33 protein-coding genes are annotated in these 23,236 nt (G+C 61.4%); 25 read left to right on the top strand and 8 right to left on the bottom strand.

Going from position 1 to position 23,236, the window contains the following annotated elements:
• The first annotated feature begins 31 nt into the window (after nucleotides 1-31).
• The 18 genes from PQV96_RS19195 (at nucleotide 32) to PQV96_RS19110 (ending at nucleotide 12,460) form a co-directional block, all read left to right on the top strand.
• Nucleotides 32-1,204: a D-alanyl-D-alanine carboxypeptidase family protein gene (locus tag PQV96_RS19195; protein WP_207373631.1), complete on the top strand. Its 1,173-nt coding sequence runs from the start codon at nucleotides 32-34 to the stop codon at nucleotides 1,202-1,204.
• Nucleotides 1,205-1,370: 166 nt separating this feature from the next.
• The gene (gene rpsL / locus PQV96_RS19190) at nucleotides 1,371-1,748 is read left to right on the top strand and encodes a 30S ribosomal protein S12 (protein WP_015012185.1); all 378 of its coding nucleotides are present in this window, start codon (nucleotides 1,371-1,373) and stop codon (nucleotides 1,746-1,748) included.
• Nucleotides 1,749-1,947: 199 nt separating this feature from the next.
• Entirely contained in the window at nucleotides 1,948-2,421 is a 474-nt protein-coding gene (gene rpsG, locus PQV96_RS19185; protein WP_005798541.1) for a 30S ribosomal protein S7, read from the top strand.
• Nucleotides 2,422-2,570: 149 nt separating this feature from the next.
• Nucleotides 2,571-4,673: an elongation factor G gene (gene fusA, locus PQV96_RS19180; protein ID WP_207373632.1), complete on the top strand. Its 2,103-nt coding sequence runs from the start codon at nucleotides 2,571-2,573 to the stop codon at nucleotides 4,671-4,673.
• A gap of 176 nt (nucleotides 4,674-4,849) precedes the next feature.
• Nucleotides 4,850-6,040 carry an elongation factor Tu gene (tuf, locus tag PQV96_RS19175; protein ID WP_207373633.1) on the top strand — a complete coding sequence of 397 codons (1,191 nt, stop codon included), beginning with the start codon at nucleotides 4,850-4,852 and terminating at the stop codon, nucleotides 6,038-6,040.
• Between the two features lie 25 nt (nucleotides 6,041-6,065).
• On the top strand, nucleotides 6,066-6,377 hold the full coding sequence (gene rpsJ / locus PQV96_RS19170) for a 30S ribosomal protein S10 (RefSeq protein ID WP_044397456.1): 312 nt from the start codon (nucleotides 6,066-6,068) through the stop codon (nucleotides 6,375-6,377).
• A 201-nt stretch (nucleotides 6,378-6,578) separates the two neighbouring features.
• A complete protein-coding gene (rplC, locus tag PQV96_RS19165; protein WP_044397454.1) occupies nucleotides 6,579-7,253 on the top strand; it encodes a 50S ribosomal protein L3 in 675 nt (224 codons plus the stop codon).
• Nucleotides 7,253-7,873: a 50S ribosomal protein L4 gene (rplD, locus tag PQV96_RS19160; protein WP_024813775.1), complete on the top strand. Its 621-nt coding sequence runs from the start codon at nucleotides 7,253-7,255 to the stop codon at nucleotides 7,871-7,873. Before rplC ends, rplD begins: the two co-directional genes overlap by 1 nt.
• Nucleotides 7,870-8,184 (top strand): 50S ribosomal protein L23, encoded by a 315-nt coding sequence (gene rplW / locus PQV96_RS19155; protein WP_044397448.1) that lies wholly within the window; start codon nucleotides 7,870-7,872, stop codon nucleotides 8,182-8,184. The genes rplD and rplW overlap by 4 nt, the downstream gene beginning before the upstream one ends.
• Before the next feature lie 2 nt (nucleotides 8,185-8,186).
• A complete protein-coding gene (gene rplB, locus PQV96_RS19150; RefSeq protein WP_044397443.1) occupies nucleotides 8,187-9,011 on the top strand; it encodes a 50S ribosomal protein L2 in 825 nt (274 codons plus the stop codon).
• Nucleotides 9,012-9,021: 10 nt separating this feature from the next.
• Nucleotides 9,022-9,297 carry a 30S ribosomal protein S19 gene (gene rpsS / locus PQV96_RS19145; protein ID WP_010467177.1) on the top strand — a complete coding sequence of 92 codons (276 nt, stop codon included), beginning with the start codon at nucleotides 9,022-9,024 and terminating at the stop codon, nucleotides 9,295-9,297.
• A gap of 9 nt (nucleotides 9,298-9,306) precedes the next feature.
• Nucleotides 9,307-9,639, top strand: coding sequence for a 50S ribosomal protein L22 (rplV, locus tag PQV96_RS19140; protein ID WP_007847806.1), 333 nt, complete (start codon nucleotides 9,307-9,309; stop codon nucleotides 9,637-9,639).
• 14 nt (nucleotides 9,640-9,653) lie between these two features.
• Nucleotides 9,654-10,535 (top strand): 30S ribosomal protein S3, encoded by an 882-nt coding sequence (gene rpsC, locus PQV96_RS19135; RefSeq protein ID WP_207373634.1) that lies wholly within the window; start codon nucleotides 9,654-9,656, stop codon nucleotides 10,533-10,535.
• Between the two features lie 2 nt (nucleotides 10,536-10,537).
• On the top strand, nucleotides 10,538-10,954 hold the full coding sequence (rplP, locus tag PQV96_RS19130; protein ID WP_007847799.1) for a 50S ribosomal protein L16: 417 nt from the start codon (nucleotides 10,538-10,540) through the stop codon (nucleotides 10,952-10,954).
• 16 nt (nucleotides 10,955-10,970) lie between these two features.
• Nucleotides 10,971-11,165, top strand: a complete 195-nt coding sequence (gene rpmC / locus PQV96_RS19125) for a 50S ribosomal protein L29 (protein WP_044397427.1) — start codon at nucleotides 10,971-10,973, stop codon at nucleotides 11,163-11,165.
• Nucleotides 11,166-11,174: 9 nt separating this feature from the next.
• Entirely contained in the window at nucleotides 11,175-11,444 is a 270-nt protein-coding gene (gene rpsQ, locus PQV96_RS19120) for a 30S ribosomal protein S17 (protein WP_066698693.1), read from the top strand.
• Between the two features lie 112 nt (nucleotides 11,445-11,556).
• Nucleotides 11,557-12,063 (top strand): peroxiredoxin, encoded by a 507-nt coding sequence (locus tag PQV96_RS19115; protein ID WP_044397423.1) that lies wholly within the window; start codon nucleotides 11,557-11,559, stop codon nucleotides 12,061-12,063.
• Nucleotides 12,064-12,322: 259 nt separating this feature from the next.
• The gene (locus PQV96_RS19110; RefSeq protein WP_273623899.1) at nucleotides 12,323-12,460 is read left to right on the top strand and encodes a hypothetical protein; all 138 of its coding nucleotides are present in this window, start codon (nucleotides 12,323-12,325) and stop codon (nucleotides 12,458-12,460) included.
• Between the two features lie 33 nt (nucleotides 12,461-12,493).
• On the opposite strand, the gene PQV96_RS19105 is transcribed toward PQV96_RS19110, so the two are convergent.
• Together PQV96_RS19105 and PQV96_RS19100 are read right to left on the bottom strand one after the other, a co-directional pair.
• Complete coding sequence (locus PQV96_RS19105) at nucleotides 12,494-12,985, bottom strand: GNAT family N-acetyltransferase (RefSeq protein ID WP_044397421.1); 492 nt, start codon at nucleotides 12,983-12,985, stop codon at nucleotides 12,494-12,496.
• A gap of 282 nt (nucleotides 12,986-13,267) precedes the next feature.
• Nucleotides 13,268-13,939 (bottom strand): cytochrome b/b6 domain-containing protein, encoded by a 672-nt coding sequence (locus PQV96_RS19100; protein WP_273623898.1) that lies wholly within the window; start codon nucleotides 13,937-13,939, stop codon nucleotides 13,268-13,270.
• 190 nt (nucleotides 13,940-14,129) lie between these two features.
• Here PQV96_RS19100 and PQV96_RS19095 point away from each other — a divergent pair, with 190 nt between their 5' ends.
• Nucleotides 14,130-14,585 carry a c-type cytochrome gene (locus PQV96_RS19095; protein ID WP_142085448.1) on the top strand — a complete coding sequence of 152 codons (456 nt, stop codon included), beginning with the start codon at nucleotides 14,130-14,132 and terminating at the stop codon, nucleotides 14,583-14,585.
• 122 nt (nucleotides 14,586-14,707) lie between these two features.
• Here the strand turns inward: PQV96_RS19095 and PQV96_RS19090 are convergent, their stop codons facing one another.
• The gene (locus PQV96_RS19090; RefSeq protein WP_066698686.1) at nucleotides 14,708-15,211 is read right to left on the bottom strand and encodes a TlpA disulfide reductase family protein; all 504 of its coding nucleotides are present in this window, start codon (nucleotides 15,209-15,211) and stop codon (nucleotides 14,708-14,710) included.
• 215 nt (nucleotides 15,212-15,426) lie between these two features.
• Between PQV96_RS19090 and PQV96_RS19085 the strand changes: the two genes are divergently transcribed.
• From PQV96_RS19085 to ptsP, 4 genes are all read left to right on the top strand, one after another.
• Entirely contained in the window at nucleotides 15,427-16,002 is a 576-nt protein-coding gene (locus tag PQV96_RS19085) for a hypothetical protein (protein ID WP_273623897.1), read from the top strand.
• 115 nt (nucleotides 16,003-16,117) lie between these two features.
• Complete coding sequence (locus PQV96_RS19080) at nucleotides 16,118-16,567, top strand: PTS sugar transporter subunit IIA (protein ID WP_273623895.1); 450 nt, start codon at nucleotides 16,118-16,120, stop codon at nucleotides 16,565-16,567.
• On the top strand, nucleotides 16,536-16,805 hold the full coding sequence (locus PQV96_RS19075) for an HPr family phosphocarrier protein (RefSeq protein WP_066698679.1): 270 nt from the start codon (nucleotides 16,536-16,538) through the stop codon (nucleotides 16,803-16,805). Before PQV96_RS19080 ends, PQV96_RS19075 begins: the two co-directional genes overlap by 32 nt.
• Before the next feature lie 55 nt (nucleotides 16,806-16,860).
• A complete protein-coding gene (ptsP, locus tag PQV96_RS19070) occupies nucleotides 16,861-18,600 on the top strand; it encodes a phosphoenolpyruvate--protein phosphotransferase (RefSeq protein ID WP_207373638.1) in 1,740 nt (579 codons plus the stop codon).
• Between the two features lie 101 nt (nucleotides 18,601-18,701).
• Here ptsP and PQV96_RS19065 read toward each other — a convergent pair whose 3' ends face one another.
• The 5 genes from PQV96_RS19065 to PQV96_RS19045 all read right to left on the bottom strand — a co-directional run bounded on the left by PQV96_RS19065 (nucleotide 18,702) and on the right by PQV96_RS19045 (nucleotide 22,480).
• Nucleotides 18,702-19,535 carry a DMT family transporter gene (locus PQV96_RS19065; RefSeq protein WP_207373649.1) on the bottom strand — a complete coding sequence of 278 codons (834 nt, stop codon included), beginning with the start codon at nucleotides 19,533-19,535 and terminating at the stop codon, nucleotides 18,702-18,704.
• A 127-nt stretch (nucleotides 19,536-19,662) separates the two neighbouring features.
• A complete protein-coding gene (locus tag PQV96_RS19060; RefSeq protein WP_273623893.1) occupies nucleotides 19,663-20,430 on the bottom strand; it encodes an AraC family transcriptional regulator in 768 nt (255 codons plus the stop codon).
• Nucleotides 20,431-20,457: 27 nt separating this feature from the next.
• Nucleotides 20,458-21,438 (bottom strand): lipoyl synthase, encoded by a 981-nt coding sequence (gene lipA / locus PQV96_RS19055; protein ID WP_207373640.1) that lies wholly within the window; start codon nucleotides 21,436-21,438, stop codon nucleotides 20,458-20,460.
• A 25-nt stretch (nucleotides 21,439-21,463) separates the two neighbouring features.
• On the bottom strand, nucleotides 21,464-22,159 hold the full coding sequence (gene lipB, locus PQV96_RS19050) for a lipoyl(octanoyl) transferase LipB (protein WP_207373641.1): 696 nt from the start codon (nucleotides 22,157-22,159) through the stop codon (nucleotides 21,464-21,466).
• A gap of 3 nt (nucleotides 22,160-22,162) precedes the next feature.
• Nucleotides 22,163-22,480 carry a YbeD family protein gene (locus PQV96_RS19045; RefSeq protein ID WP_066787612.1) on the bottom strand — a complete coding sequence of 106 codons (318 nt, stop codon included), beginning with the start codon at nucleotides 22,478-22,480 and terminating at the stop codon, nucleotides 22,163-22,165.
• Between PQV96_RS19045 and PQV96_RS19040 the strand changes: the two genes are divergently transcribed.
• A complete protein-coding gene (locus PQV96_RS19040) occupies nucleotides 22,479-22,760 on the top strand; it encodes a hypothetical protein (RefSeq protein ID WP_207373642.1) in 282 nt (93 codons plus the stop codon). The genes PQV96_RS19045 and PQV96_RS19040 overlap by 2 nt on opposite strands.
• Nucleotides 22,757-23,230, top strand: coding sequence for an ATP synthase subunit I (locus PQV96_RS19035; protein ID WP_207373643.1), 474 nt, complete (start codon nucleotides 22,757-22,759; stop codon nucleotides 23,228-23,230). The genes PQV96_RS19040 and PQV96_RS19035 overlap by 4 nt, the downstream gene beginning before the upstream one ends.
• Nucleotides 23,231-23,236 lie beyond the last annotated feature (6 nt).

Genomic DNA, 23,236 nt, shown 5'->3' with positions numbered 1-23,236 from the left:
CTCAGCCGTTGGCTGCATCTCTGAACGCTCCATGAAACGAATCCTGCCCGCCCTGCGATCCCTGGCCCTTTTTGCTGCTGTTGCCCCCGCCGCTTTTGGCGCCCTGGCGCAGCAGGTGCCCCAACCCCCGGAAATCGCAGCCCGTACTTACATGCTGGTGGATGTGACCGCCAACCAGGTGCTGGCGGCCAAGGACATCGACGCGCCGGTGGAGCAGGCATCGCTGACCAAGCTGATGACGGGCTACCTGGTGTTTGACGCGCTGCGTGCCAAGAAAGTGACGCTGGACCAGAAGCTGCCCGTGAGTGTGCGCGCCTGGAAGATGCCCGGCTCGCGCATGTTCATCGACCCCAAGATGCAGGTGTCGGTGGACGACCTGCTCAAGGGCATGATCATCCAGTCGGGCAACGACGCCACCGTGGCGCTGGCCGAAGGCGTGGGCGGCACGTATGAAAACTTCGTCAAGCTGATGAACGACCAGGCCAAGGCCCTGGGCATGAATGGCACCAGCTACAAAAACCCCGAAGGCCTGACCGAGCCCGGCCACGTCACCACCGCGCGCGACCTGAGCGTGCTGGCCAGCCGGTTGATGAAAGACTTCCCGGAGTACATGCACTACTACTCCACCAAGCAGTACAGCTACCCCGGCACGCCTCCCTCGAACGGCACCAACCGCAACATGCTGCTCTTCCGTGATCCGACGGTGGACGGCCTCAAGACGGGTCACACCGCAGCGGCTGGCTACTGCCTGGTCGCCACCGCCAAGCGCGATTTCCCCAACGTGGGCCAGCGCCGCCTGCTGTCCATCGTTCTGGGCACGGCCAGCGAGAATGCGCGCGCCAACGAAAGCCAGAAGCTGTTGAACTGGGGCTACACCGCCTTCGATGCCGTCAAACTCTTTGAAGCCAACACCCCCGTGGCCACGCCAGCCCTCTGGAAGGGCGCTGAGAACGTTCTGAAGATCGGCCGTCCCGAAGCCATCGTGGTGACGGTGCCCTCGGGCAGTGCTGGCAAGATCAAGACAGAAATCTCGCGCCCAGACCCCCTGGTGGCTCCATACACCAAGGGCCAGGCTGTTGGCTCTTTGAAGGTGGCGCTGGGTGAGCAGACCTTGGCCGAAGTGCCTCTGGTTGCGCTGGAGGGGGTCGAGCAGGCAGGCTTCCTGGGCCGCGCCTGGGACGCCATCCGTCTGTGGATCAAGTGACCCCACAGTCGCATTGGCCAAGGAGCAAGCGCATGGCGCAGCGCCCAAACTGCGCCGCACTTGCCTCTTGTGCGCTAGCCTGATACATTAGAAGGCTTTTCGGAATTTCCGAAGGGATTCACGTTTTCGCTTTCACGAAGCAAATTCACGTTTAGGGACGTATTTCATGCCAACCATTAATCAATTGGTCCGTCAGGGGCGCGAGGTCGAAAAGACCAAGTCCAAGAGCCCTGCGATGGAAAACTCTCCACAGCGCCGTGGCGTGTGCACTCGCGTGTACACCACGACGCCTAAGAAGCCTAACTCCGCTCTGCGTAAGGTCGCCAAGGTGCGCCTGACCAACGGTTTTGAGGTGATCTCCTACATCGGCGGTGAAGGCCACAACCTGCAAGAACACAGCGTGGTGCTGGTTCGCGGCGGTCGTGTCAAGGACTTGCCAGGTGTGCGTTACCACATCGTGCGTGGTTCGCTGGACTTGCAAGGCGTGAAAGACCGCAAGCAAGCCCGCTCCAAGTACGGCGCTAAAAAGCCAAAGGCTAAATAATTAGCCAGAGCCAAAGGCCAAGTAAGCCCTGGCCCTTTCGGTCTGAAGAATTTTCGGTGCTGTTTTTCCGCGTGGCGCGGAGGTGCAGCGTAGTGACCCCAAACGCAGGTGTTCTGCGCGGGTCGAGTAAGTGGGAGTCCTTCATTGGCTCTCGCGGTGTCTGAAAAGATGCCAACTGAAGCAAAGATAGAGGTAAAAAATGCCACGTCGTCGCGAAGTCCCCAAACGTGAAATCCTGCCGGATCCAAAGTTCGGTAATGTTGAGCTGTCCAAATTCATGAACGTGATCATGGAAGGCGGCAAAAAGGCGGTTGCAGAACGCATCATTTACGGTGCCCTGGAACTGATCGAGAAGAAGCACCCCGATAAGGACCCTCTGGAAGCCTTCACCGTTGCCATCAACAACGTGAAGCCCATGGTGGAAGTGAAGTCCCGCCGCGTCGGTGGTGCCAACTACCAAGTGCCTGTGGAAGTGCGTCCTGTCCGCCGTCTGGCCCTGTCGATGCGCTGGATTAAGGAAGCCGCCCGCAAGCGTGGTGAAAAGTCGATGGCCCAACGTCTGGCCAACGAGCTGCTCGAAGCCACCGAAGGCCGTGGCGGCGCCATGAAGAAGCGTGACGAAGTGCACCGCATGGCCGAAGCCAACAAGGCATTCAGCCACTTCCGCTTCTAAAAAGCGGATTTGTCCTGATATCGGCCCAAGGCTGCTGGCGTATTTGCCTGCAGCCTTGTGTCGATTTCAGGCAGTCACAAAATTGACGGGCTTTCTTGCCAGTATGGCAGCCCGACACCCTCCCCAATACGACCCATCAAGGATCCACCATGGCTCGCAATACCCCCATCGAGCGCTACCGCAATATCGGTATCTCGGCCCACATTGACGCTGGCAAGACCACGACCACCGAACGTATTCTGTTTTACACGGGCGTGAGCCACAAGATTGGCGAAGTGCACGATGGCGCTGCCACCATGGACTGGATGGAGCAAGAGCAAGAGCGTGGTATCACGATCACCTCGGCTGCCACGACCTGCTTCTGGAAGGGTATGGACAACACCTACCCCGAGCACCGTTTCAACATCATCGATACCCCCGGTCACGTGGACTTCACGATTGAAGTGGAGCGCTCCATGCGCGTTCTGGACGGCGCTTGCATGGTGTACTGCGCAGTGGGTGGCGTGCAGCCTCAGTCCGAAACCGTTTGGCGCCAGGCCAACAAGTACAAGGTGCCACGTCTGGCCTTTGTGAACAAGATGGACCGTACCGGTGCCAACTTCTTCAAGGTCTACGAGCAAATGAAGTTGCGCCTGAAGGCCAACCCCGTGCCCGTGGTGATCCCAATCGGCGCTGAAGACACCTTCACCGGCGTGGTGGACCTGCTGAAGATGAAGGCCATCATCTGGGACGAAGCCTCGCAAGGCATGAAGTTCACCTACCAGGACATCCCTGCTGATCTGGTGGAGTCCGCCAAAGAGTGGCGCGAAAAGATGGTTGAAGCTGCTGCTGAAGCCTCTGAAGACTTGATGAACAAGTACCTGGAAGAAGGTGACTTGAGCGAAGCTGAAATCAAGCAGGGCCTGCGCACCCGTACCATCGCTACGGAAATCCACCCCATGCTGTGCGGCACCGCGTTCAAGAACAAGGGCGTGCAACGCATGCTGGACGCCGTGATCGACTACCTGCCAGCACCTACGGACATCCCTGATGTAGCTGGTACCGATGAAGACGAAAAGCCTGTGACGCGCAAGGCCGACGACAACGAGAAGTTCTCTGCGCTGGCGTTCAAGCTGATGACCGACCCCTTCGTTGGTCAGTTGACTTTCGTGCGCGTGTACTCTGGCGTGCTGACCAAGGGCGATACCGTCTACAACCCTATCAAGGGCAAGAAGGAACGTATCGGCCGTATCGTGCAGATGCATGCTAACGAGCGCCAGGAGGTGGAAGAAATCCGCGCCGGTGACATCGCTGCCTGCGTGGGTCTGAAGGAAGTGACCACCGGCGAAACGCTGTGTGATGTGAATTCGCAGATCATCCTGGAGCGTATGGTGTTCCCTGAGCCTGTGATTTCGCAGGCCGTGGAGCCCAAGACCAAGGCTGACCAAGAAAAGATGGGTATCGCTCTGGGTCGTCTGGCCGCAGAAGATCCATCGTTCCGCGTGCGCACCGACGAAGAATCGGGCCAGACCATCATTTCCGGCATGGGCGAGTTGCACCTGGAAATTATTGTGGACCGCATGAAGCGCGAGTTCGGCGTGGAAGCCAACGTGGGCAAGCCTCAGGTGGCCTACCGCGAAACCATCCGCAAGACGGTGGAAGAAGCCGAAGGCAAGTTCGTGCGCCAGTCCGGTGGTAAGGGCCAGTACGGTCACGTCGTGCTCAAGATCGAACCCAACGAAGCCGGCAAGGGCATCGAGTTCGTCGACGCGATCAAGGGCGGTGTGGTGCCTCGCGAGTTCATCCCAGCGGTGGAAAAGGGTATCCACGAAGCCGTGACGCAAGGCGTGCTGGCTGGCTATCCCGTGGTGGACGTCAAGGTTACTCTGCACTTCGGTTCGTACCACGATGTGGACTCGAACGAGTTGGCGTTCAAGATGGCTGCTATCTTCGGCTTCAAGGAAGGCTGCAAGAAGGCCGGTCCCGTCATCCTGGAACCCATGATGGCTGTGGAAGTGGAAACGCCTGAAGACTACGCTGGTACGGTGATGGGTGACCTGTCGAGCCGCCGCGGTATGGTGCAAGGCATGGACGACATCCCAGGCGGTGGCAAGGCCATCCGCGCTGAAGTGCCGCTGTCGGAAATGTTCGGCTACTCGACTGCGCTGCGCTCGGCCACACAAGGTCGTGCTACTTACACGATGGAGTTCAAGCACTACTCTGAAGCTCCTCGCAATGTGTCGGAAGCCATCATGGCTTCCCGCGCCAAGTAATGGCGTCTTTGGTCTAACAGCCAAACTGGCTGCTAGCGCTTGTGCTGCAAGCGCTAGCAGCTATCAAATTCATAGTATGTCTGCGATGCGGTGCCGCCCTGTGGCCGGTGCGGGTCGAATCAGCAACCGCATGCAGACGTTAAACCCGGCACCGGCATAGCTCTTTGGAGAAAAAAATGGCAAAAGGTAAGTTTGAACGCACCAAGCCCCACGTCAACGTGGGCACGATCGGTCACGTGGACCATGGCAAGACGACCCTGACGGCTGCTATCGCAACCGTGCTGTCTGCCAAGTTCGGCGGCGAAGCCAAGAAGTACGATGAAATCGACGCAGCGCCCGAAGAAAAGGCACGCGGCATTACCATCAACACTGCCCACGTTGAATACGAAACCGCTAACCGCCACTACGCTCACGTGGACTGCCCCGGCCACGCTGACTATGTGAAGAACATGATCACTGGCGCCGCTCAAATGGACGGCGCCATCCTGGTGTGCTCCGCCGCTGACGGCCCAATGCCCCAGACCCGTGAACACATCCTGCTGGCTCGCCAAGTGGGCGTGCCCTACATCATCGTGTTCCTGAACAAGTGCGACATGGTGGACGACGAAGAGCTGCTCGAACTCGTCGAAATGGAAGTGCGCGAACTCCTGGACAAGTATGACTTCCCAGGCGACGACACCCCCATCGTGCGCGGCTCCGCCAAGCTGGCTCTGGAAGGCGACAAGGGTCCTCTGGGCGAACAAGCCATCGACAAGCTGGCCGAAGCTCTGGACACGTACATCCCCACGCCTGAGCGTGCAGTGGACGGCGCTTTCCTGATGCCCGTGGAAGACGTGTTCTCCATCTCCGGTCGCGGTACCGTGGTGACCGGTCGCGTTGAGCGCGGCATCATCAAGGTCGGCGAAGAAATCGAAATCGTGGGTATCCGCGAAACGCAAAAGACCACCTGCACTGGCGTGGAAATGTTCCGCAAGCTGCTGGACCAAGGTCAAGCTGGCGACAACGTGGGCCTGCTGCTGCGCGGCACCAAGCGCGAAGACGTGGAACGCGGCCAAGTGCTGTGCAAGCCCGGCTCGATCAAGCCCCACACCCACTTCACCGCTGAAGTGTATGTGTTGAGCAAGGACGAAGGCGGCCGCCACACTCCCTTCTTCAACAACTACCGTCCTCAGTTCTACTTCCGTACGACTGACGTGACTGGCGCCATCGAGCTGCCAGCCGACAAGGAAATGGTGATGCCTGGTGACAACGTGTCGATCACTGTGAAGCTGATCAACCCCATCGCCATGGAAGAAGGTCTGCGCTTCGCTATCCGCGAAGGCGGCCGTACCGTGGGCGCTGGCGTGGTTGCCAAGATCATTGCTTAATTTTTAAGCAAATCAAGGAGACACCATGTCCAAGCAAAAAATCCGCATCCGCCTGAAGGCGTTCGATTACAAGCTGATTGACCAGTCCGCTGCCGAGATCGTTGACACTGCCAAGCGCACCGGCGCCATTGTCAAGGGCCCCGTGCCCCTGCCAACACGCATGAAGCGTTTCGACATTCTGCGTTCGCCTCACGTCAACAAGAGCAGCCGCGACCAGCTCGAAATCCGTACGCACCAGCGTCTGATGGACATCGTGGACCCCACAGACAAGACTGTGGATGCCCTGATGAAGCTCGATTTGCCTGCCGGCGTCGACGTCGAAATCAAGCTGCAGTAATCCCCTGAAGGTGGGCTCGCCAGGGCTCGCCTGATGGTTTGTAACGCGGACTTGCTTGAAAAAGCAGTCCGCGTTATACTTTAGGGCTTCGCCTTCTTTGCGCATGCAGAGGGGCGAGGTTTTATTAACCTTCTTTCACGCGCTGGCGCGCAAACGCTGAGGCCAATTGAAGTCACAGCGGTGAGAGTTTTGGAGAAACAAATGAGTCTGAGCAACTCCCTGGGGTTGCTGGGTCGCAAGGTGGGCATGATGCGTCTGTTCACTGATGATGGGGACGCAGTGCCTGTCACAGTGGTGGATGTTTCTAACAACCGCGTTACCCAGGTCAAAACCCAAGAGAACGATGGCTACGTGGCCCTGCAGGTCACGTTCGGTTCGCGCAAAGCTTCGCGTGTGACCAAGCCAGAAGCCGGCCACCTTGCCAAGGCAGGTGTGGAAGCCGGTGAAATCATCCAAGAATTCCGCGTGACTGCTGAAACTGCTGGCAAGTACGCCGCAGGTGCTGCTGTGCCCGTGGCGGACGTGTTTGCCGTGGGCCAAAAGGTCGACGTGCAAGGCACTTCGATTGGTAAAGGCTACGCCGGTACCATCAAGCGCCACAACATGGCTTCGCAACGTGCGTCGCACGGTAACAGCCGTTCGCACAACGTGCCAGGCTCGATCGGTATGGCACAAGACCCAGGTCGCGTGTTCCCTGGCAAGCGCATGACAGGTCACCTCGGTGATGTCACCAAGACCACGCAAAACCTCGATGTCATTCGCATCGACGAAGCGCGTCAACTGCTCTTGATCAAGGGCGCTATTCCTGGTTCCAAGGGTGGGTTCGTGACTGTGCGTCCCGCTGTCAAGGCCAAACCTGCCAAAGGAGCGAACTAATGCAGCTCGAACTCCTGAATGACCAAGGTCAGGCTGCTTCGAAGTTCGAAGCACCAGAAACCGTGTTCGGTCGTGAATACAACGAAGATCTGGTGCACCAGATCGTGGTGGCCTACCAGGCCAACGCCCGTCAAGGCACTCGCGCTCAGAAAGACCGCGAACAAGTTCGTCACTCTACCAAGAAGCCTTTCAAGCAAAAGGGTACGGGTAACGCACGTGCTGGTATGACTTCCTCGCCTCTGTGGCGCGGGGGTGGTCGGATTTTCCCGAACATGCCTGACGAAAACTTCACACAGAAGATCAACAAGAAGATGTACCGCGCTGGCATGTCTGCGATTTTGTCGCAGCTGGCCCGTGAAGGCCGTCTGGCGGTGGTCGATTCGCTGAAGCTTGATTCCCCCAAGACCAAGGTCCTGGCCGACAAGTTCAAAGCGATGAACCTGCAATCGGTGATGGTGATTGCCGATGAAGTGGACGAAAACCTGTACCTGGCCTCGCGCAATCTGGTGAACGTGCTCGTCGTTGAGCCGCGTTATGCAGACCCCGTGTCGCTGGTGCGTTTCAAGAAAGTGCTCGTCACCAAGGGTGCAATCGACAAACTCAAGGAGATGTTCGCATGAGCACACTCAAGTTTGACGAAGGTCGTCTGATGCAAGTGTTGGTCGCTCCCATCGTGTCCGAAAAGGCCACCATGGTTGCTGAAAAGTCCAACGCTGTGACATTCAAGGTGCTGCAGAACGCTACCAAGCCTGAGATCAAGGCAGCTGTTGAACTGCTGTTCAAGGTCGAGGTGAAGGGCGTTTCCGTGGTGAACACCAAGGGCAAGACCAAGCGCTTTGGCAAGACTGTGGGCCGTCGCGACAACGTGCGCAAGGCTTACGTTCGGCTGAAGGAAGGTCAAGAGCTGAACCTGTCCGGGGAGGCTGCGTAATCATGGCCGTTATCAAGATGAAACCTACCTCGCCCGGCCAACGTGCTGTGGTGAAGGTTACCCGTGACCACCTGTACAAGGGTGAAGCTTACGCGCCTCTGCTGGAGCCTCAGTTCCAGAAGGCTGGCCGCAACAACAACGGTCACATCACGACACGCCACAAGGGCGGTGGTCACAAGCACCACTACCGCGTCGTGGACTTCAAGCGCAACAAGGACGGCATCGCCGCCAAGGTTGAGCGCATTGAATACGATCCAAACCGTACGGCCCACATCGCTCTGGTGTGCTACGCCGACGGCGAGCGTCGTTACATCATCGCTCCCCGTGGCCTGGAAGTCGGCGCAACCCTGCACTCTGGTTCGGAAGCCCCGATCCGCGCAGGCAACACGCTGCCTATCCGCAACATCCCTGTGGGTTCGACCATCCACTGCATCGAGCTCAAGCCCGGTGCTGGTGCTCAGATCGCTCGCTCGGCAGGTGCTTCGGCTACGCTGCTGGCCCGTGAAGGCATCTACGCCCAAGTGCGTATGCGTTCCGGCGAAGTGCGCAAGATCCACATCGAATGCCGCGCCACCATTGGCGAAGTAGCCAACGAAGAACACAGCCTGCGCCAACTGGGCAAGGCCGGTGTGAAGCGCTGGATGGGTATTCGTCCTACGGTTCGTGGCGTGGCCATGAACCCTGTGGATCACCCTCACGGTGGTGGCGAAGGCCGCACCGGCGAAGGCCGCCATGCAGTCGATCCTTGGGGCAATCTGACCAAGGGTTATCGCACCCGTAACAACAAGCGCACACAAGTCATGATTGTGTCGCGTCGCAAGAAGTAAGGGGTAACAGATGACTCGCTCTCTCAAAAAGGGTCCATTTGTTGACCATCACTTGCTGGCCAAGGTCGAAAAGGCCGTCGCCACCAAGGATAAGAAGCCAGTGAAGACCTGGTCGCGTCGCTCCATGGTTCTGCCCGAGTTCATCGGTCTGACCATTGCCGTGCACAACGGCAAGCAGCACGTGCCTGTCTACGTCACCGACCAGATGGTGGGCCACAAGCTGGGCGAATTCGCCCTGACGCGCACCTTCAAGGGTCACCCCGCTGACAAAAAAGCGAAGAAGTAAGGAACGACCATGTCTGAAACACGTGCAGTCCTCCGGGGCGTCCGTCTGTCGGTCGACAAGGGCCGTCTGGTTGCGGACCTGATCCGCGGCAAAAAAGTGGACCAGGCTCTGAACATCCTGAACTTCACGCAGAAAAAAGCTGCGGGAATCGTCAAGAAGGTTCTGGAGTCGGCAATCGCCAATGCAGAACACAACGATGGCGCTGACATCGACGAATTGAAGGTCAAGACCATCTACGTCGAACAAGGCACCACGCTCAAGCGCTTCACCGCGCGCGCCAAAGGCCGCGGCAATCGCATCAGCAAGCCCACGTGCCATGTGTACGTGACGGTTGGTAACTGAGGCCAAGGAAGACTATGGGACAGAAAATCCATCCTACCGGCTTCCGCCTTGCGGTTAGCCGTAACTGGGCCAGCCGCTGGTACGCAAGCAACCGTGACTTCGCCGGCATGCTGGCTGAAGACATCAAGGTGCGTGAGTACCTGAAGGCCAAGCTGAAGAACGCGGCCGTCTCGCGCATCCTGATCGAGCGTCCTGCCAAGAACGCCCGCATCACCATTTACTCGGCACGTCCTGGTGTGGTGATCGGCAAGAAGGGCGAAGACATCGAGAACCTGAAGAAGGAACTCGCGTCGCGTCTGGGCGTGCCCGTCGCAGTGAACATCGAAGAAGTGCGCAAGCCTGAAATCGATGCCAAGCTGATCGCCGACAGCATCACCCAGCAGCTCGAAAAGCGGATCATGTTCCGCCGTGCCATGAAGCGCGCCATGCAAAACGCCATGCGTCTGGGTGCCCAAGGCATCAAGATCATGTCGTCCGGTCGTCTGAACGGTATCGAAATCGCTCGTACCGAGTGGTACCGCGAAGGCCGTGTGCCACTGCACACCCTGCGCGCTGACATCGACTACGGCACCTCTGAAGCCAAGACCACCTACGGTGTGATCGGCGTCAAGGTCTGGGTCTACAAGGGTGACACTCTGGGCCGCAACGATCTGCCAGCCGTGGAAACTCCACGTCCGGAAGAAGAGCGTCGCCCACGTGGCCCACGCCGTGATGGCCGCCCAGGTGGCGACCGTGCCGGTGCAGGCCGTGGTCCCCGTCGTCCAGTAGGCGCCAATGTGGCTCCCGCTGACGGTAGCGACAAGCCCGCCGGTGCCGGTGGCGCTGATGCAACCGCCGTTAAGCGCGTTCGCAAGACTGACGCGCCCGCTACAGCAGCGGACGGCAAAGGAGAATAAAGATGCTGCAACCTGCTCGCCGCAAATACCGCAAGGAGCAAAAAGGCCGTAACACCGGCGTCGCAACACGAGGTGCCTCGGTTGCGTTCGGTGATTTCGGTCTGAAGTGCACCGATCGTGGCCGTCTGACGGCCCGCCAGATCGAAGCTGCACGCCGTGCGATTTCTCGTCACGTCAAGCGTGGCGGCCGTATCTGGATCCGCGTGTTCCCGGACAAGCCAATCTCTACCAAGCCCGCAGAAGTGCGTATGGGTAACGGTAAGGGCAACCCCGAGTACTACGTGGCCGAAATCCAGCCCGGCAAGATCGTGTTCGAAATCGTTGGTGTGCCTGAAGAACTGGCCCGCGAAGCGTTCCGCCTGGCTGCTGCCAAGCTGCCGCTGCGCACCACGTTCGTCAGCCGTCACATTGGCTCGTAATTCAGGAGAACAAGCAATGAAGACTACTGAACTGCGCCAAAAAGACGTTGCCGGTATCGAAGCCGAAATCAAGTCCTTGCAAAAGGCCCATTTCGGTCTGCGTATGCAAAAGGCTACCCAGCAGTTGGCTAACACCAACACGCTGCGTACCACTCGCCGCGCCATCGCCCGTGCAAAGACCATTCTTGCTGAAAAGCAAGCCGCCAAGTAAGGAGCCGACATGACGGAAGCTAAAAAATCCCTCAAGCGCACCTTGATTGGCAAGGTGGTCAGCGACAAGCGTCAAAAGACTGTGACTGTGCTGGTCGAGCGTCGTGTGAAGCACGAGCTCTACGGCAAGATCGTTGCGAAGTCGAGCAAGTACCACGCCCATGATGAAAATGGCGAGTACAAGCTGGGCGACGTGATCGAAATTACCGAAAGCCGTCCTCTGTCCAAGACCAAGAACTGGGTTGCTACCCGCTTGGTGCAAAAGGCCAGCCTGGTTTAAGCCTTAATGGCTTGAGGCAGCTAAGCCCTTTCAAAACGGCCCACAATGTGGGCCGTTTTGCTTTGTGGGGCCGCTTTCGATGCCCCGGCGATTCGCTCAAGGAGAAGATGCAATGATCAAGATTGGTGACAGCCTGCCCGCAACCACGCTGATGGAGTATTCGGAAGTCGAAGGCGAAGGCTGCAGCATTGGCCCGAACCCCGTGCCGGTAGACAAAGCCACTGCTGGCAAGACCATTGCCCTGTTTGCTCTCCCTGGAGCGTTTACGCCGACCTGCTCGGCCAAGCATGTCCCCGGCTATCTGGAGAAGGCCGCCGAGTTCAAGGCTGCGGGCGTGGATGAAATCTGGTGTGTCAGCGTGAACGACGCCTTCGTGATGGGTGCCTGGGCGCGTGACCAGAAGACCGAAGGCAAGGTGCGCATGCTCGCCGACGGCGATGCAGCATTTGCCAAGGCGACGGGCCTGACCCTGGATCTGACTGGCAAGGGCCTGGGCCTGCGCAGCAACCGCTATTCGATGCTGGTGCGCGACGGCAAAGTGGTGACGCTGAACGTCGAAGCGCCCGGCAAGTTCGAGGTGAGCGACGCTGCTACCTTGCTGGCCCAAGCCAAGGCTTGAGCGTTGAGCAAAGGCGCCTCACGATGCGTGGGGCGCTGGAGAGGAAAAAGGTGGCTCAGGCCACCTTTTTTTATGGGCGGCTGCCGGGGCGCATGAATGCTCGCCTAATATGCTATGAAAAACAGAGCTGTCTGCGCTTGCTGCAACTGCCTTTCATGCTCATTTGGCCAGTCGAATAGTGGTGCAAGTTGGGTGCCTGACACGCCGGGCTGCGCAAGCCGCAGCCATCAACCCCAAGTGGTGGCGTGCTGGCACACGCATGGGATTGTTTCTTGATGAAGTCCGCACGATCATGTGCTGTGCCACAGAGCTTGCCAAGCCAGACTTCTTTCCCAAGCCCCAGACCAGCGTGGGCGCCATGGCACTGGCTGTGCCTTTGAGCGGATCGGCGGTGTGATCTCGATTGGTAGATCAACCCAACTCCACCACCTCAGTCGATTTCCACTTTGAGGTAGTGCGCGCCTGCAATGGGGCTTTGGTAATAGGGGGGGATTTCCTCAAACCCCAGGTCGGCATACAGCGCGCGGGCGGATTCCATGTCGTCCAGTGTGTCCAGCAGCACGCAGGCGTAGCCGGCCTGGCGGGCGCAGTCGAGCATGGCCTCGGCCAGTTCGCGCCCCAGACCAAAGCCCCGGAAGGCCTTGCGCACGTACAGGCGCTTCATCTCTGCGGCGTTGGGGTAGTCGGACGTGTCCAGGGGGCGCAGCGCACAGCAGCCGGCAATCGCGCCTTCCACCTCGGCCAGCAGCAGTGCGCCGCGTGGTGGGGCATAGTCGCCGGGCAGGGCGGCCAGCTCTTCGTCAAAGCCTTGAAAACACAGGTCGATGGCAAGGCTTTGGGCGTATTCGCGAAAGATGTCGCGCACCAGCTCCATGTCGCGGGGCGTGCTGGGCTGGCGCAGGAGAACGGCGGGCTTTTCCAAGGTACGAAGCGGGCAGGGAAAAACTGCAGTTTAGCGAAGCTCTCCGGGCTGTCGAAGACCGGTGAGTAAATGCTCTTAAAAGCATAGCTGCTAGCGCTTTCCATATGAGCGCTAGAGCCACTTTTGATCAATTTTCATCTGCCGCGATGAGGATGCAGCTTCGGGCGCGCCAGGAAACGTTGCAAGGTTTTGCGATAGCAGGTGGGCGTGCAAAGGCGATGCTGATCCCCTCGCCCTGCTTCTGGCCAGAACCCCGGGTGCCACCAGTCGAACGGTGCCGCTTCACACCGCGCCCAGCCCCGCCACCCACCACGCCAGCGCTGCGCAGGCCGCCAGCACCAGTGCAGCAGCCACGCGGGTGAGTGCGTTGTCGCGCGATGCAGGCACGCTAGTGGACAAGTCTTTGTCGCCATGCAGCATGGGGCGCACCAGGATTTTGCGGCGCACCAGCGTGTAGTAGGCGATGGCCAGCAGGTGCAGCACCACCAGGCCGATCACGAGATATTGCCCCACGTCGGCATGGAACCAGGTGGCACGGCCCACCCATTCGCCCGACACGAAGCGGGTGAGCGGCCCGGAAAAGGCAATTTCGTCGTCGCTGAGCAGCCCGCTGACCACCTGCGCTATCAGCACCCCCAGCAGTGCCAGCACCGACAGCGCCCCCAGTGGCGAGTGGCCTGCGCTATCGGCCTCGGCACTGCTGCCTCGCAGGTAGCGCCACAGGCGGCCGGGCGTGGGCACAAAGCAGGCAAAGCGCGACCAGCGCCCGCCCACCAGGCCCCACACCAGGCGGAACGCCAGCAGCGCCAGCACCACATACCCCAGCCGGAAGTGCCACACCATGGCGTTGCCGCCCACCTTGGCAGTCACCACCAATGCCACCACGCTGGCGGCCAGCAGCCAGTGGAACAGACGGGTGGGCAGGTCCCAGATGCGAATGGTGTGGGTGGGCATGAAGACTCCGTGGCCGGGTTGAGAAGCCCGATTGTGCGGCAGGACGGTGACTACGGGGCTAGCGCGAAGCCGGGGCGCCGAGGCTGCCGCTCAGGCACTGTGGCGGGCCCTGCAAATGTCAACCGCAGCAGGCATACTGCGCACGGGACGGCCACGGCCTCCCGCCCACAACAACCAAGGAAGTCCCACCATGAAAAAACTTGCCGCGTTCATCGTTACCGCCGCCGCAGCCGTTTTGTCGGCCCCGGCCTCTGCCCAGTTCGCCAAAGCCGAAGACGCCATCAAATACCGCCAAAGCGCGTTCTTCGTGATGGGCCAGCACTTCAGCCGCATCGGTGCCATGGCCAACGGCAAGGCACCGTTCGATGCCAAGGCTGCGCAGGAAAGCGCTGACATCGTGGCGGTGATGTCCAAGCTGCCATGGGAAGCCTTTGGTGCGGGCACCGACAAGGGCGCGCCCACCAAGGCATTGCCTGCGATCTGGTCTGAGCAAGCCAAGTACAAGGAGCATGCTGACAAGCTGCAGGCCGAAGCCACCAAGCTCGCCGCCGCCGCCAAGACCGGCAACCTCGACAATCTGAAGGCCTCGTTCGGCGCGACTGCAGGCACCTGCAAGGCGTGCCACGACGCGTTCCGCTCCAAGTAATTGGCTGGTGGCTCGTTGGTGCTATTGAAAAGATAGCTGCTGGCGCTTGCCCAGAAGGCGCAAAAGGCCCATTTCGTATGAAATGGGCCTTTTGCTTTTTGGTGCGGGGAAGTGCTGGGCTATCAGCTTTCAGCCAGCAGCTTTTCAATCAGCTGGTGCAGGGCGGGGAAGTCCGGGGCGCCCACGTAGCTTTTCACGATCTCGCCGCGCTTGTTGACGATGTAGGTGGTAGGCGTCAGGCGCACATCGCCCCAGGCCTTGGCCACCGCGCCGGTGTTGTCAATAGCGACCTTGAAGGGCAGCTTGCGCGTTTCGGCAAAGTTCACCACGTAACTGGGCGGGTCGTAGCTCATGGCGACCGCAATGGTGTCAAACCCGCGGCTGTTGAACTTCTGGTGGGTTGCGATGATTTCGGGCATCTCTGCCACGCAGGTGGTGCAGCTGGTAGCCCAGAAGTTCACCAGCGTGACCTTGCCGCGCAGGTCGGCCGTGGTCTGGCTGGAGCCGTCGAGCAGCACAAAGGTGCTCTCGGGCGCGGCGGTGCGGCCGGTGTCCAGGTACACGTAGGCGCCCACTGCCGCAAACGCCGCAACGGCCACGCCGGCCAACCAATGCTTCATACCCATGATGTCCTCTTGTTCACAAAGGCCGGCGGCTCCTGCGCAGGGGCCCCGGCGTTCAGTGCTGGGGTGTGCGTGTCGCGCCCCAGGGAATGCTGTCGATTGTCCGTGATGTTGGTGAGTCCACCCACCCCATGAGGTCAACATCCAGCGAATGGGTGGAGTCGTGTCGGGGGCAGAAAGTTCAGCCTGGCCCCCGGGCTGCTGCCGATAATGGCTGCATGAAAACACGATGGATGGTTGTTGCCAGCGCAGCGCTGGCCGTGGCCCTGGCCGCTTGCAGCCCGGCGCTGAATTGGCGCAGTGTGGCGGTGCCCGAGGCGGCCCTGCAGGTCATGCTGCCCTGCAAGCCCGACAACGCTGTGCGCACCGTCGAACTGGCGGGCGCGCCGCTGGCACTCTCGCTGCTGAGCTGTGATGCCGATGGCGCGACGTTTGCCGTGTCGTACGCCACGCTGACCGACCCTGCGCGCGCCGGGGTGGCACTGGAGCATTGGCGTGCCGCCACGCTGGCGCGCATTGGCGTGGCGGTGCCTGCCGCCAACGCGCCCGCTTCCGGCGCTGCTGCGCCTGCGCAGATGCAGCCCTTTGTGCCCGCAGGCGCTATGGCGTTGCCCCAGGCCGTGCGCACCACGGTGCAGGGCCAGCGGCCCGATGGCACTCCCGTCACCGCCCATGCGGCGTGGTTTGCGCGCGCGCTGGGCAGCGAGGTGCGCGTGTACCACGCGGTGGTGTTTGCCGACAAAGCGCGGCCCGCCGTGGCAGACACTTTTTTCGCCGGGCTGGAACTGCGTTGAACCTGCCAACGGCCCTGGCGGTTGACCTGGGTGGCTGGCTCAGCGTGCAACGGGGCGCTTTTCACCTGGGGCGTACAGCAGCCGCGCGCCATAATGCTTGGCAAACCGCCCACCCATGAGCACCAGCATCCTTCTCATTGCCCACGCCCCCCTGGCCCATGCGCTGCGCGAGTGCGCGCTGCATGTGTTTGCCGACTGTGGCGACGCCGTAGCCGCACTGGACGTGCCGCCCCATGAACCGCCAGAACAGACGCTGGCGAATGCGCGCGCCTTGCTTGCAGGCCTGGCCACCGAGTCCACCCTGGTGCTGACCGACGTGTTTGGTGCCACGCCCTGCAACGTGGCCCAGCGCCTGGTGGACGGCGTGAACTCCCGCCTGGTCACCGGGGTCAACCTTCCCATGTTGCTGCGCGCGGTCAGCTACCGTGCCGAAACCCTGGATTCCCTCGTCTCCCGCGCTGTCGTGGGTGGCACCCAGGGGGTCATGCAGGTGGCCATCGCCGCACCACAAAACCAGATCCGACGCCCTATCCATGATCAAGACCCGTACGACCATCAGCAATAAGCTGGGCCTGCATGCCCGCGCCTCCGCCAAGCTCACCAAGCTGGCGGGCAGTTTCCCTTGTGACGTGTTCATGAGCCGTGGCGACCGCCGCATCAACGCCAAAAGCATCATGGGCGTGATGATGCTGGCCGCCGGCATGGGCACCGAAGTGGAAGTGGAGACCAGTGGCGAGCGCGAGCAGGAAGCCATGGACGCGCTGCTGGCGCTGATTGCCGACAAGTTTGGCGAGGGGGAGTGACCCCCGCCCAGGCCCGCCAGCGCCGCAGGGTGGGCCGCACACAGGAGACCTCTGAATGACTTTTTCCATCCATGGCTTGGCCGTTGCCCGGGGCATTGCCATTGGCCGCGCCGTGCTGGTGGCGTCCAGCCGGGTGGATGTGGCGCATTACTTCATCCAGCCCGAGCAGGTGGCTGCCGAGATCGAACGCGTGCGCCAGGGCCGCAACACGGTGGTGGACGAGCTGCAGCGCCTGCAGGCCGACATGCCTGCCGACGCCCCGCACGAGTTGGGCGCGCTGCTGGATGTGCACCTGATGCTGCTGCAGGACGAGGCCCTGGAAGAGGGCGTCAAGCACTGGATTACCGAGCGCCTGTACAACGGCGAATGGGCGCTGACCACCCAGCTGGAGGTGATTGCGCGCCAGTTCGACGAGATGGAGGACGAGTACCTGCGCGAACGCAAGGCCGACCTGGAGCAGGTGGTCGAGCGCATCCTGCGCTACATGAAGGGCGTGGCCAGCCCTGTGGCGCCCCCCGTGAGCCAGCGGCGCAAGACGCAGCAAGACCTGCTGCTGGACGACACGGTGGACGTGCCCCTGGTGCTGGTGGCGCACGACCTGTCGCCCGCCGACATGCTGCAGTTCAAGCAAAGCGTATTTGCCGGCTTTGTGACGGATGTGGGTGGCAAGACCTCGCACACCGCCATCGTGGCGCGCAGCATGGACATTCCGGCCGTGGTGGGCGCACGCGCAGCCAGCCAGCTGGTGCGGCAGGACGACTGGGTCATCATCGACGGCGATGCCGGCGTGATGATCGTGGACCCTTCGCCCATCATCCTGGCCGAGTATGGTTTTCGCCAGCGTCAAGGCGAACTGGAGCGTGAGCGCCTGGCCCGCCTGCGCCACACCCCGGCCGTCACCATCGACGGCCAGAAGATCGAACTGCTGGCCAACATCGAGCAACCCGACGATGCCCCCGCCGCGGTGAAGGCTGGTGCGGTGGGCGTGGGCCTGTTCCGCAGTGAATTTCTTTTCATGGGCAAAACTGGCAACCTGCCGGGCGAGGAAGCCCAGTACCAAGCCTACCGCCAGGCGCTGGATGGCATGCAGGGCCTGCCCGTCACCATCCGCACCATCGACGTGGGCGCGGACAAGCCGCTGGACAAGGGCCACAAGGACAGCTACCTGAACCCTGCTCTGGGGCTGCGCGCCATCCGCTGGAGCCTGGCCGACCCGGCCATGTTCCGCACCCAGCTGCGTGCGGTGCTGCGCGCGGCGGCGCATGGCAAGGTTGAGCTGCTGTTTCCCATGCTGGCGCATGTGTCGGAAATCACCCAGACGCTGGCCCAGGTGGACTTGGCCCGAGCCGAGCTGGATGCGCGTGGCGTGGCCTACGGCCCTGTGCAACTGGGGGCGATGATCGAAATCCCCGCCGCAGCGCTCATGGTGCGCACCTTCTTCAAGTATTTCGACTTCCTGTCCATCGGCACCAACGATCTGATCCAGTACACGCTGGCAATTGACCGTGCTGACGAGTCCGTGGCCCACCTGTACGACCCGCTGCATCCCGCTGTGCTGCGGCTGGTGGCCGACGTGATTGCCGAAGGCCACGCGCAGGGCAAGGTGGTGTCGGTGTGTGGCGAAACGGCAGGTGATGTAAGCATGACGCGCCTGCTGCTGGGCCTTGGGCTGCGCAGCTTCTCCATGCACCCCGCGCAGATTTTGGCCGTGAAGCAAGAGGTGTTGCGGGCCGACACCCGCAAGCTGGCCCCTTGGGCGCAGCAAGTGCTGCAGGGCGAAGTGCCAGCCGCGTGATGGCTGGCGACGCCCAAAGCACTTGAACTGCTATATTTTTAATAGCTGCTTGCGCTTGATTTGAAAGCGCTAGAGCCACTTTTGGTTCATAGTGAACCGCGCTAGCGCGCCCGCATGCCCATCACCGCAGCGCTGATGATCATGGCCGTGGCCAGGCCAATGCTCCAGCTGAAGCTGCGGCCACTGACCACGATCAGCAGCGCGGTGGACGCCAGCGGTGTGATGTAGCTCAGGATGCCGATGTGCCGCGCATCGCCCAGCTTCAAGGCCTTGTCCCACAGGTAAAACGCGCCGCCCAGCGGGCCCAGGCCCAGCACGGCCAGCAGGCCCCAGTCGCGCACCTGCAGCGCCACGCTGGGCTCCAGTAGTACATGGCATAGCAGCGACAAGGCGCCAGAAACCAGTCCGAACAAGCCAATCGCCGTGGTGGGGAAGGCTTTGACGCGCTTGGTCATCAGCGAATAGGTGGCCCAGATGAACGCCGCCGCTGCTGCGGGAATGTAGCCCCAGGCCAGGGTGCCACTCAGTTCACGGCCGCCCACGATGGCAATCGCCGCGCCGCCAAACCCCAGCAGGGCCGCTACGACATGCGGCACCCGCAGCGCCACGCCGGGCAACACCACCGGGGCCAGCACCACGATGAACAGGGGCCACAGGTAGTTGACGAGGTTGGCCTCCACCGGCGGCGCATGCCGCAGCGCGATGAACAGCAGGAAGTGGTACGCAAACAGGCCATAAACGCCCAGTGCCAGCGTGCGCATGGGAATGCGCCACTGCGACGGATCGCGCAGCACAAAGGGCCAGGCCGGCACGCTGCCGATGATGAGCGTGATGCCGGTGAGCAAGAAGGGCGGAATGTGCGTGAGCGACACGCCCAGCGAGGCGAGAGAGGCCCACAGGGCAATGGCGCCCAGGGCGTAGAGATTGGCTTGCAAGGGAGAAGAAGACATGCGCTGACTGTATGCGCTTTGCATGGCACTCCATCGTCGTGCAGCACCGGAATATCGTCGCGCTGCGATGGTTGCGGCGGCCGTGGCGGGCGCGCTCAGCCGTGCTTCGGGGTCATTTGGCTTTTGGTGCCTGCTCGGCCAGCGCGTCGCGGCGCAAGGCGGCCGTCAATGCCGAAGGGGACCGGTATCCCGTGGCGCTTGCCACCGCTGCCACCGGCATACCGCTGGCCCGCAGCAGCCGCGCGTGGGCCAGGCGCTGTTGGCGCAGCCACTCGATGGCGCCCAGGCCCAGCTCATCGCGGCAGCGCGCGGTGAACTGGCTGGGGCTGAGGTGCACACGCCGGGCCAGGTCGGCCACGGTGATTTCCTGGTGCCATTCGCGCGCTGCCCATTGCTGCAGCCGCTGCCAGTCAATGGCACGCCGGCGGGAGTTGCCAGAAGCGGAGGGCGCGCCAGTGGGCAGGCTGTGCGCGGGCGAAGGTGGTGTGCCGGAGCCACCTGCCAGCCAGGCCTCCAACAGCAGCGCCGGTCCATGGGCCTGCGCCAGGGGGCGCCGCAGCTGCAGTGCATGGGCCAGGTATTGCGCGAGCGGATGTGTGTGAGAGGGTGGAGTAGCTGCGCGCTGCAGGCACTGCGCCCAGCCGGGTTGGGTGCTGTCCAGCACTAGGCACAAGCTGCCTCGTTGGGCTTCAAAGTCGTGTCGCGCACCGGGCCCGATCACGCAGCCTTCGCCCTGGGCTACGCGCTGCCCTCGGCCTTCAATCTCCAGCTCCAGTGCGCCCTCCAGGCCGAAGAGCACCTGGAAGTGATCGTGGCTGTGGCTGCCGGGCGAAGGCCCGTAGCGCCGCAGTGACAGGGCATCTGCGGCGGCGGGTTGCATGGCGGTTGGGTCGTGCTGCGGCCGGGCTTACACGCCAGCGGCGTGGGCCTGCTGGTCGGCGTGGTAGCTGCTGCGCACCATGGCGCCCACGGCGGCGTGGCTGAAGCCCATCTTGTAGGCCTCTTCCTCGAACATCTTGAAGGTGTCGGGGTGTACGTAGCGGCGCACGGGCAGGTGGCTGTTGCTGGGGGCGAGGTACTGGCCAATCGTCAGCATGTCGATGTTGTGTGCGCGCATGTCGCGCATCACCTGCAGGATCTCTTCGTCCGTCTCGCCCAGGCCCACCATGATGCCGCTCTTGGTGGGCACGTTGGGGTGAAGTTCCTTGAACTTCTTGAGCAGGTTCAGGCTGAACTGGTAGTCGGAGCCGGGGCGCGCTTCCTTGTACAGGCGCGGCGCGGTCTCCAGGTTGTGGTTCATCACGTCGGGCGGCGCGGCCTTGAGGATTTCAAGGGCGCGGTCATCGCGGCCGCGGAAGTCGGGCGTGAGGATCTCGATCTGCGTGCTGGGCGAGAGTTCGCGAATGCGCTGGATGCACTCCACAAAGTGGCTGCTGCCGCCATCGCGCAGGTCGTCGCGGTCCACGCTGGTGATCACCACATACTTGAGCTTGAGCGCGGCAATGGTGCGTGCCAGGTTCAGCGGCTCGTCCTTGTCCAGCGGATCGGGGCGGCCATGGCCCACGTCGCAGAACGGGCAGCGGCGCGTGCACTTGTCACCCATGATCATGAAGGTGGCCGTGCCCTTGCCAAAGCATTCGCCAATGTTGGGGCAGGAGGCTTCTTCGCACACCGTGTGCAGCTTGTGTTCGCGCAGGATTTCCTTGATCTCGTAGAAGCGCGTGGTGGGGCTGCCCGCCTTCACGCGAATCCAGTCGGGTTTCTTCAGCACTTCGCCTTGTTCGACCTTGATCGGAATGCGCGACAGCTTGGCCGCAGCCTTCTGTTTGGCCAAGGGGTTGTAGGCTTCGGTGGATTGCGCTTCGCGGACGACTTCAGGAGTGCTCATGGCGTGTGGGGCGGCGTGGGGGGAATCAGGGTGCCAGACGGATGCTGAGCTGTTGGCCCAGCACCTGCGCGGCTTCTTCCCAGGTGGTCGAGACCCCGATTGTAGAAAGGTCCACGGTTTGCAAACCTGCGTAACCGCAAGGGTTGATCCGGCGGTAGGGCTCCAGCTCCATGTCCACGTTGAGCGCCACGCCGTGGTAGGTGCAGTGGCGGCTCACCTTGATGCCCAACGCGGCGATCTTGCCCAGGCCGGTGAAGTCGGGCTCTGGCACAGCGGTGCCTTCGCGTTTTTGCGGGCGCTGCGGCAGCAGGGCGTGGCTGTGGGGATCGTCCAGCCGCACGTAGATGCCGGGCGCACCCGCGACGCGGTGACCGGTGACGCCGAAATGGTCCAGCGTGCGGATCACGGCTTCTTCCACGCGGTAGACGTACTCTTTGACGTAATACCCGGCGCGTTGCAGGTCGATGAGCGGGTAGGCCACCACCTGCCCCGGCCCGTGGAAGGTGACCTGCCCGCCGCGATTGGTGGCAATCACCGGAATATCACCTGGGTTCAGGATATGATCTGTTTTGCCTGCCAGGCCTTGTGTGTAAAGCGGTGAGTGCTCACAAATAAGTAGCAAATCAGGGCTGTCTGGCGTGCGTGTGGCGGTGTAGTCCTGCATGGACTGCACGGTGGCCGCATAGTCCACGCGGCCCAGAATGCGCGTCTCGATGGCCATGGCTTACAGGGCGTACTTCACCAGAGGGTGTGAGGTGAGCGCGCGGTAGAAGTTGTCCAGATGCTCGCGGCTGGTGGCCGTGATGGTGATCGTCAGGCTGATGTATTTGCCGCTCGAGCTGTCGCGCTGAGCGATGCTGGCAGGGTCCAGAAACGGGTCGTGGCGCTGCGCCAACGCTGCCATCTGCAGAAAAAAGTCATCCGTCTTGAGCCCCATGACCTTGACCGGGAACAAGCAGGGGTATTCGATCAGCGAATCTTTGCGATGGTCTGGGGTGGCGCCATCCTGGCCGTTGGTAGAAGGGGGCACGGAAGATGTCATGGTCAGTAGTGCTTCGTTTTTGGTAGCGGGCAAGGCTTTTAGCTTCAGCCTTTGCGCTCTGGTCGATAGCGCCGCATTGTGCGCCAAGGTGCCCGTTTCGCTGCTTATTTCAGGCGCTGGAAGCGATGGTTTCTCGTTGGTGCATCACCACAAGGGGGAGGGGCAACGCACCGCATTTGTGCCCGCCATGTGGAATTTTGCATGCACCAACGGGTTTTTACTTATAATTAGAGGCTTTGTAAAAGTTGCGGTCTTTAACGCGGACGTCATTCACCGATGAAAACAATCGCGCCAGAGACCGAAACTGAGGCTGAAGATTCTGATTTCAAGCCCCTGACAGCGCAAGAGGCTGAGCAGTGGCGGCGTCGCAATCCGCCGGTATCGCCATGGAAGGTGGTGCTGGGGCAGTCGCTGGTTGGAGTGGTGGTGGCGTTGATCGCCTGGATGTGGACTCAAGATGTCCGCGCGGGTTGGTCGGCTGCCTATGGTTCCTTGGCGGTAGTGGTTCCTGCGGCGCTGTTTGCGTATGGCGTTTTGCGCCAGAAATCAGCACCTCGCCCGGGCCTTGTCATGCTGGGATTCGCTGGGTGGGAAGCAGCCAAGATCGTGCTCACAATTGCACTGCTGGCTGCTGCGCCCCGGGTGGTACCAGGTCTGAACTGGCTCGCTCTGGTGGCGGGGTTGGTGATCACAATGAAAACGTACTGGGTTGCGCTGATGGTGCGGCCCGGTGTTCGAAAAACCGATTGATATAGA

Origin of the sequence: Acidovorax temperans (genome assembly GCF_028596105.1) — a bacterium.
Classification (GTDB): Bacteria; Pseudomonadota; Gammaproteobacteria; order Burkholderiales; family Burkholderiaceae_C; genus Acidovorax; species Acidovorax temperans.
Note: the sequence above shows the minus strand (reverse complement) of the source record. Positions and strands in the feature narration are given on the sequence as shown.

Coding starts and splice junctions, on each gene's coding strand:
- PQV96_RS19195 (WP_207373631.1), top strand. CDS start 32: ATGAAACGAATCCTGCCCGCCCTGCGATCCCTGGCCCTTTTTGCTGCT.
- rpsL (WP_015012185.1), top strand. CDS start 1,371: ATGCCAACCATTAATCAATTGGTCCGTCAGGGGCGCGAGGTCGAAAAG.
- rpsG (WP_005798541.1), top strand. CDS start 1,948: ATGCCACGTCGTCGCGAAGTCCCCAAACGTGAAATCCTGCCGGATCCA.
- fusA (WP_207373632.1), top strand. CDS start 2,571: ATGGCTCGCAATACCCCCATCGAGCGCTACCGCAATATCGGTATCTCG.
- tuf (WP_207373633.1), top strand. CDS start 4,850: ATGGCAAAAGGTAAGTTTGAACGCACCAAGCCCCACGTCAACGTGGGC.
- rpsJ (WP_044397456.1), top strand. CDS start 6,066: ATGTCCAAGCAAAAAATCCGCATCCGCCTGAAGGCGTTCGATTACAAG.
- rplC (WP_044397454.1), top strand. CDS start 6,579: ATGAGTCTGAGCAACTCCCTGGGGTTGCTGGGTCGCAAGGTGGGCATG.
- rplD (WP_024813775.1), top strand. CDS start 7,253: ATGCAGCTCGAACTCCTGAATGACCAAGGTCAGGCTGCTTCGAAGTTC.
- rplW (WP_044397448.1), top strand. CDS start 7,870: ATGAGCACACTCAAGTTTGACGAAGGTCGTCTGATGCAAGTGTTGGTC.
- rplB (WP_044397443.1), top strand. CDS start 8,187: ATGGCCGTTATCAAGATGAAACCTACCTCGCCCGGCCAACGTGCTGTG.
- rpsS (WP_010467177.1), top strand. CDS start 9,022: ATGACTCGCTCTCTCAAAAAGGGTCCATTTGTTGACCATCACTTGCTG.
- rplV (WP_007847806.1), top strand. CDS start 9,307: ATGTCTGAAACACGTGCAGTCCTCCGGGGCGTCCGTCTGTCGGTCGAC.
- rpsC (WP_207373634.1), top strand. CDS start 9,654: ATGGGACAGAAAATCCATCCTACCGGCTTCCGCCTTGCGGTTAGCCGT.
- rplP (WP_007847799.1), top strand. CDS start 10,538: ATGCTGCAACCTGCTCGCCGCAAATACCGCAAGGAGCAAAAAGGCCGT.
- rpmC (WP_044397427.1), top strand. CDS start 10,971: ATGAAGACTACTGAACTGCGCCAAAAAGACGTTGCCGGTATCGAAGCC.
- rpsQ (WP_066698693.1), top strand. CDS start 11,175: ATGACGGAAGCTAAAAAATCCCTCAAGCGCACCTTGATTGGCAAGGTG.
- PQV96_RS19115 (WP_044397423.1), top strand. CDS start 11,557: ATGATCAAGATTGGTGACAGCCTGCCCGCAACCACGCTGATGGAGTAT.
- PQV96_RS19110 (WP_273623899.1), top strand. CDS start 12,323: ATGGGATTGTTTCTTGATGAAGTCCGCACGATCATGTGCTGTGCCACA.
- PQV96_RS19100 (WP_273623898.1), bottom strand. CDS start 13,939: ATGCCCACCCACACCATTCGCATCTGGGACCTGCCCACCCGTCTGTTC.
- PQV96_RS19095 (WP_142085448.1), top strand. CDS start 14,130: ATGAAAAAACTTGCCGCGTTCATCGTTACCGCCGCCGCAGCCGTTTTG.
- PQV96_RS19090 (WP_066698686.1), bottom strand. CDS start 15,211: ATGGGTATGAAGCATTGGTTGGCCGGCGTGGCCGTTGCGGCGTTTGCG.
- PQV96_RS19085 (WP_273623897.1), top strand. CDS start 15,427: ATGAAAACACGATGGATGGTTGTTGCCAGCGCAGCGCTGGCCGTGGCC.
- PQV96_RS19080 (WP_273623895.1), top strand. CDS start 16,118: ATGAGCACCAGCATCCTTCTCATTGCCCACGCCCCCCTGGCCCATGCG.
- PQV96_RS19075 (WP_066698679.1), top strand. CDS start 16,536: ATGATCAAGACCCGTACGACCATCAGCAATAAGCTGGGCCTGCATGCC.
- ptsP (WP_207373638.1), top strand. CDS start 16,861: ATGACTTTTTCCATCCATGGCTTGGCCGTTGCCCGGGGCATTGCCATT.
- PQV96_RS19060 (WP_273623893.1), bottom strand. CDS start 20,430: ATGCAACCCGCCGCCGCAGATGCCCTGTCACTGCGGCGCTACGGGCCT.
- lipA (WP_207373640.1), bottom strand. CDS start 21,438: ATGAGCACTCCTGAAGTCGTCCGCGAAGCGCAATCCACCGAAGCCTAC.
- lipB (WP_207373641.1), bottom strand. CDS start 22,159: ATGGCCATCGAGACGCGCATTCTGGGCCGCGTGGACTATGCGGCCACC.
- PQV96_RS19040 (WP_207373642.1), top strand. CDS start 22,479: ATGGTCAGTAGTGCTTCGTTTTTGGTAGCGGGCAAGGCTTTTAGCTTC.
- PQV96_RS19045 (WP_066787612.1), bottom strand. CDS start 22,480: ATGACATCTTCCGTGCCCCCTTCTACCAACGGCCAGGATGGCGCCACC.
- PQV96_RS19035 (WP_207373643.1), top strand. CDS start 22,757: ATGAAAACAATCGCGCCAGAGACCGAAACTGAGGCTGAAGATTCTGAT.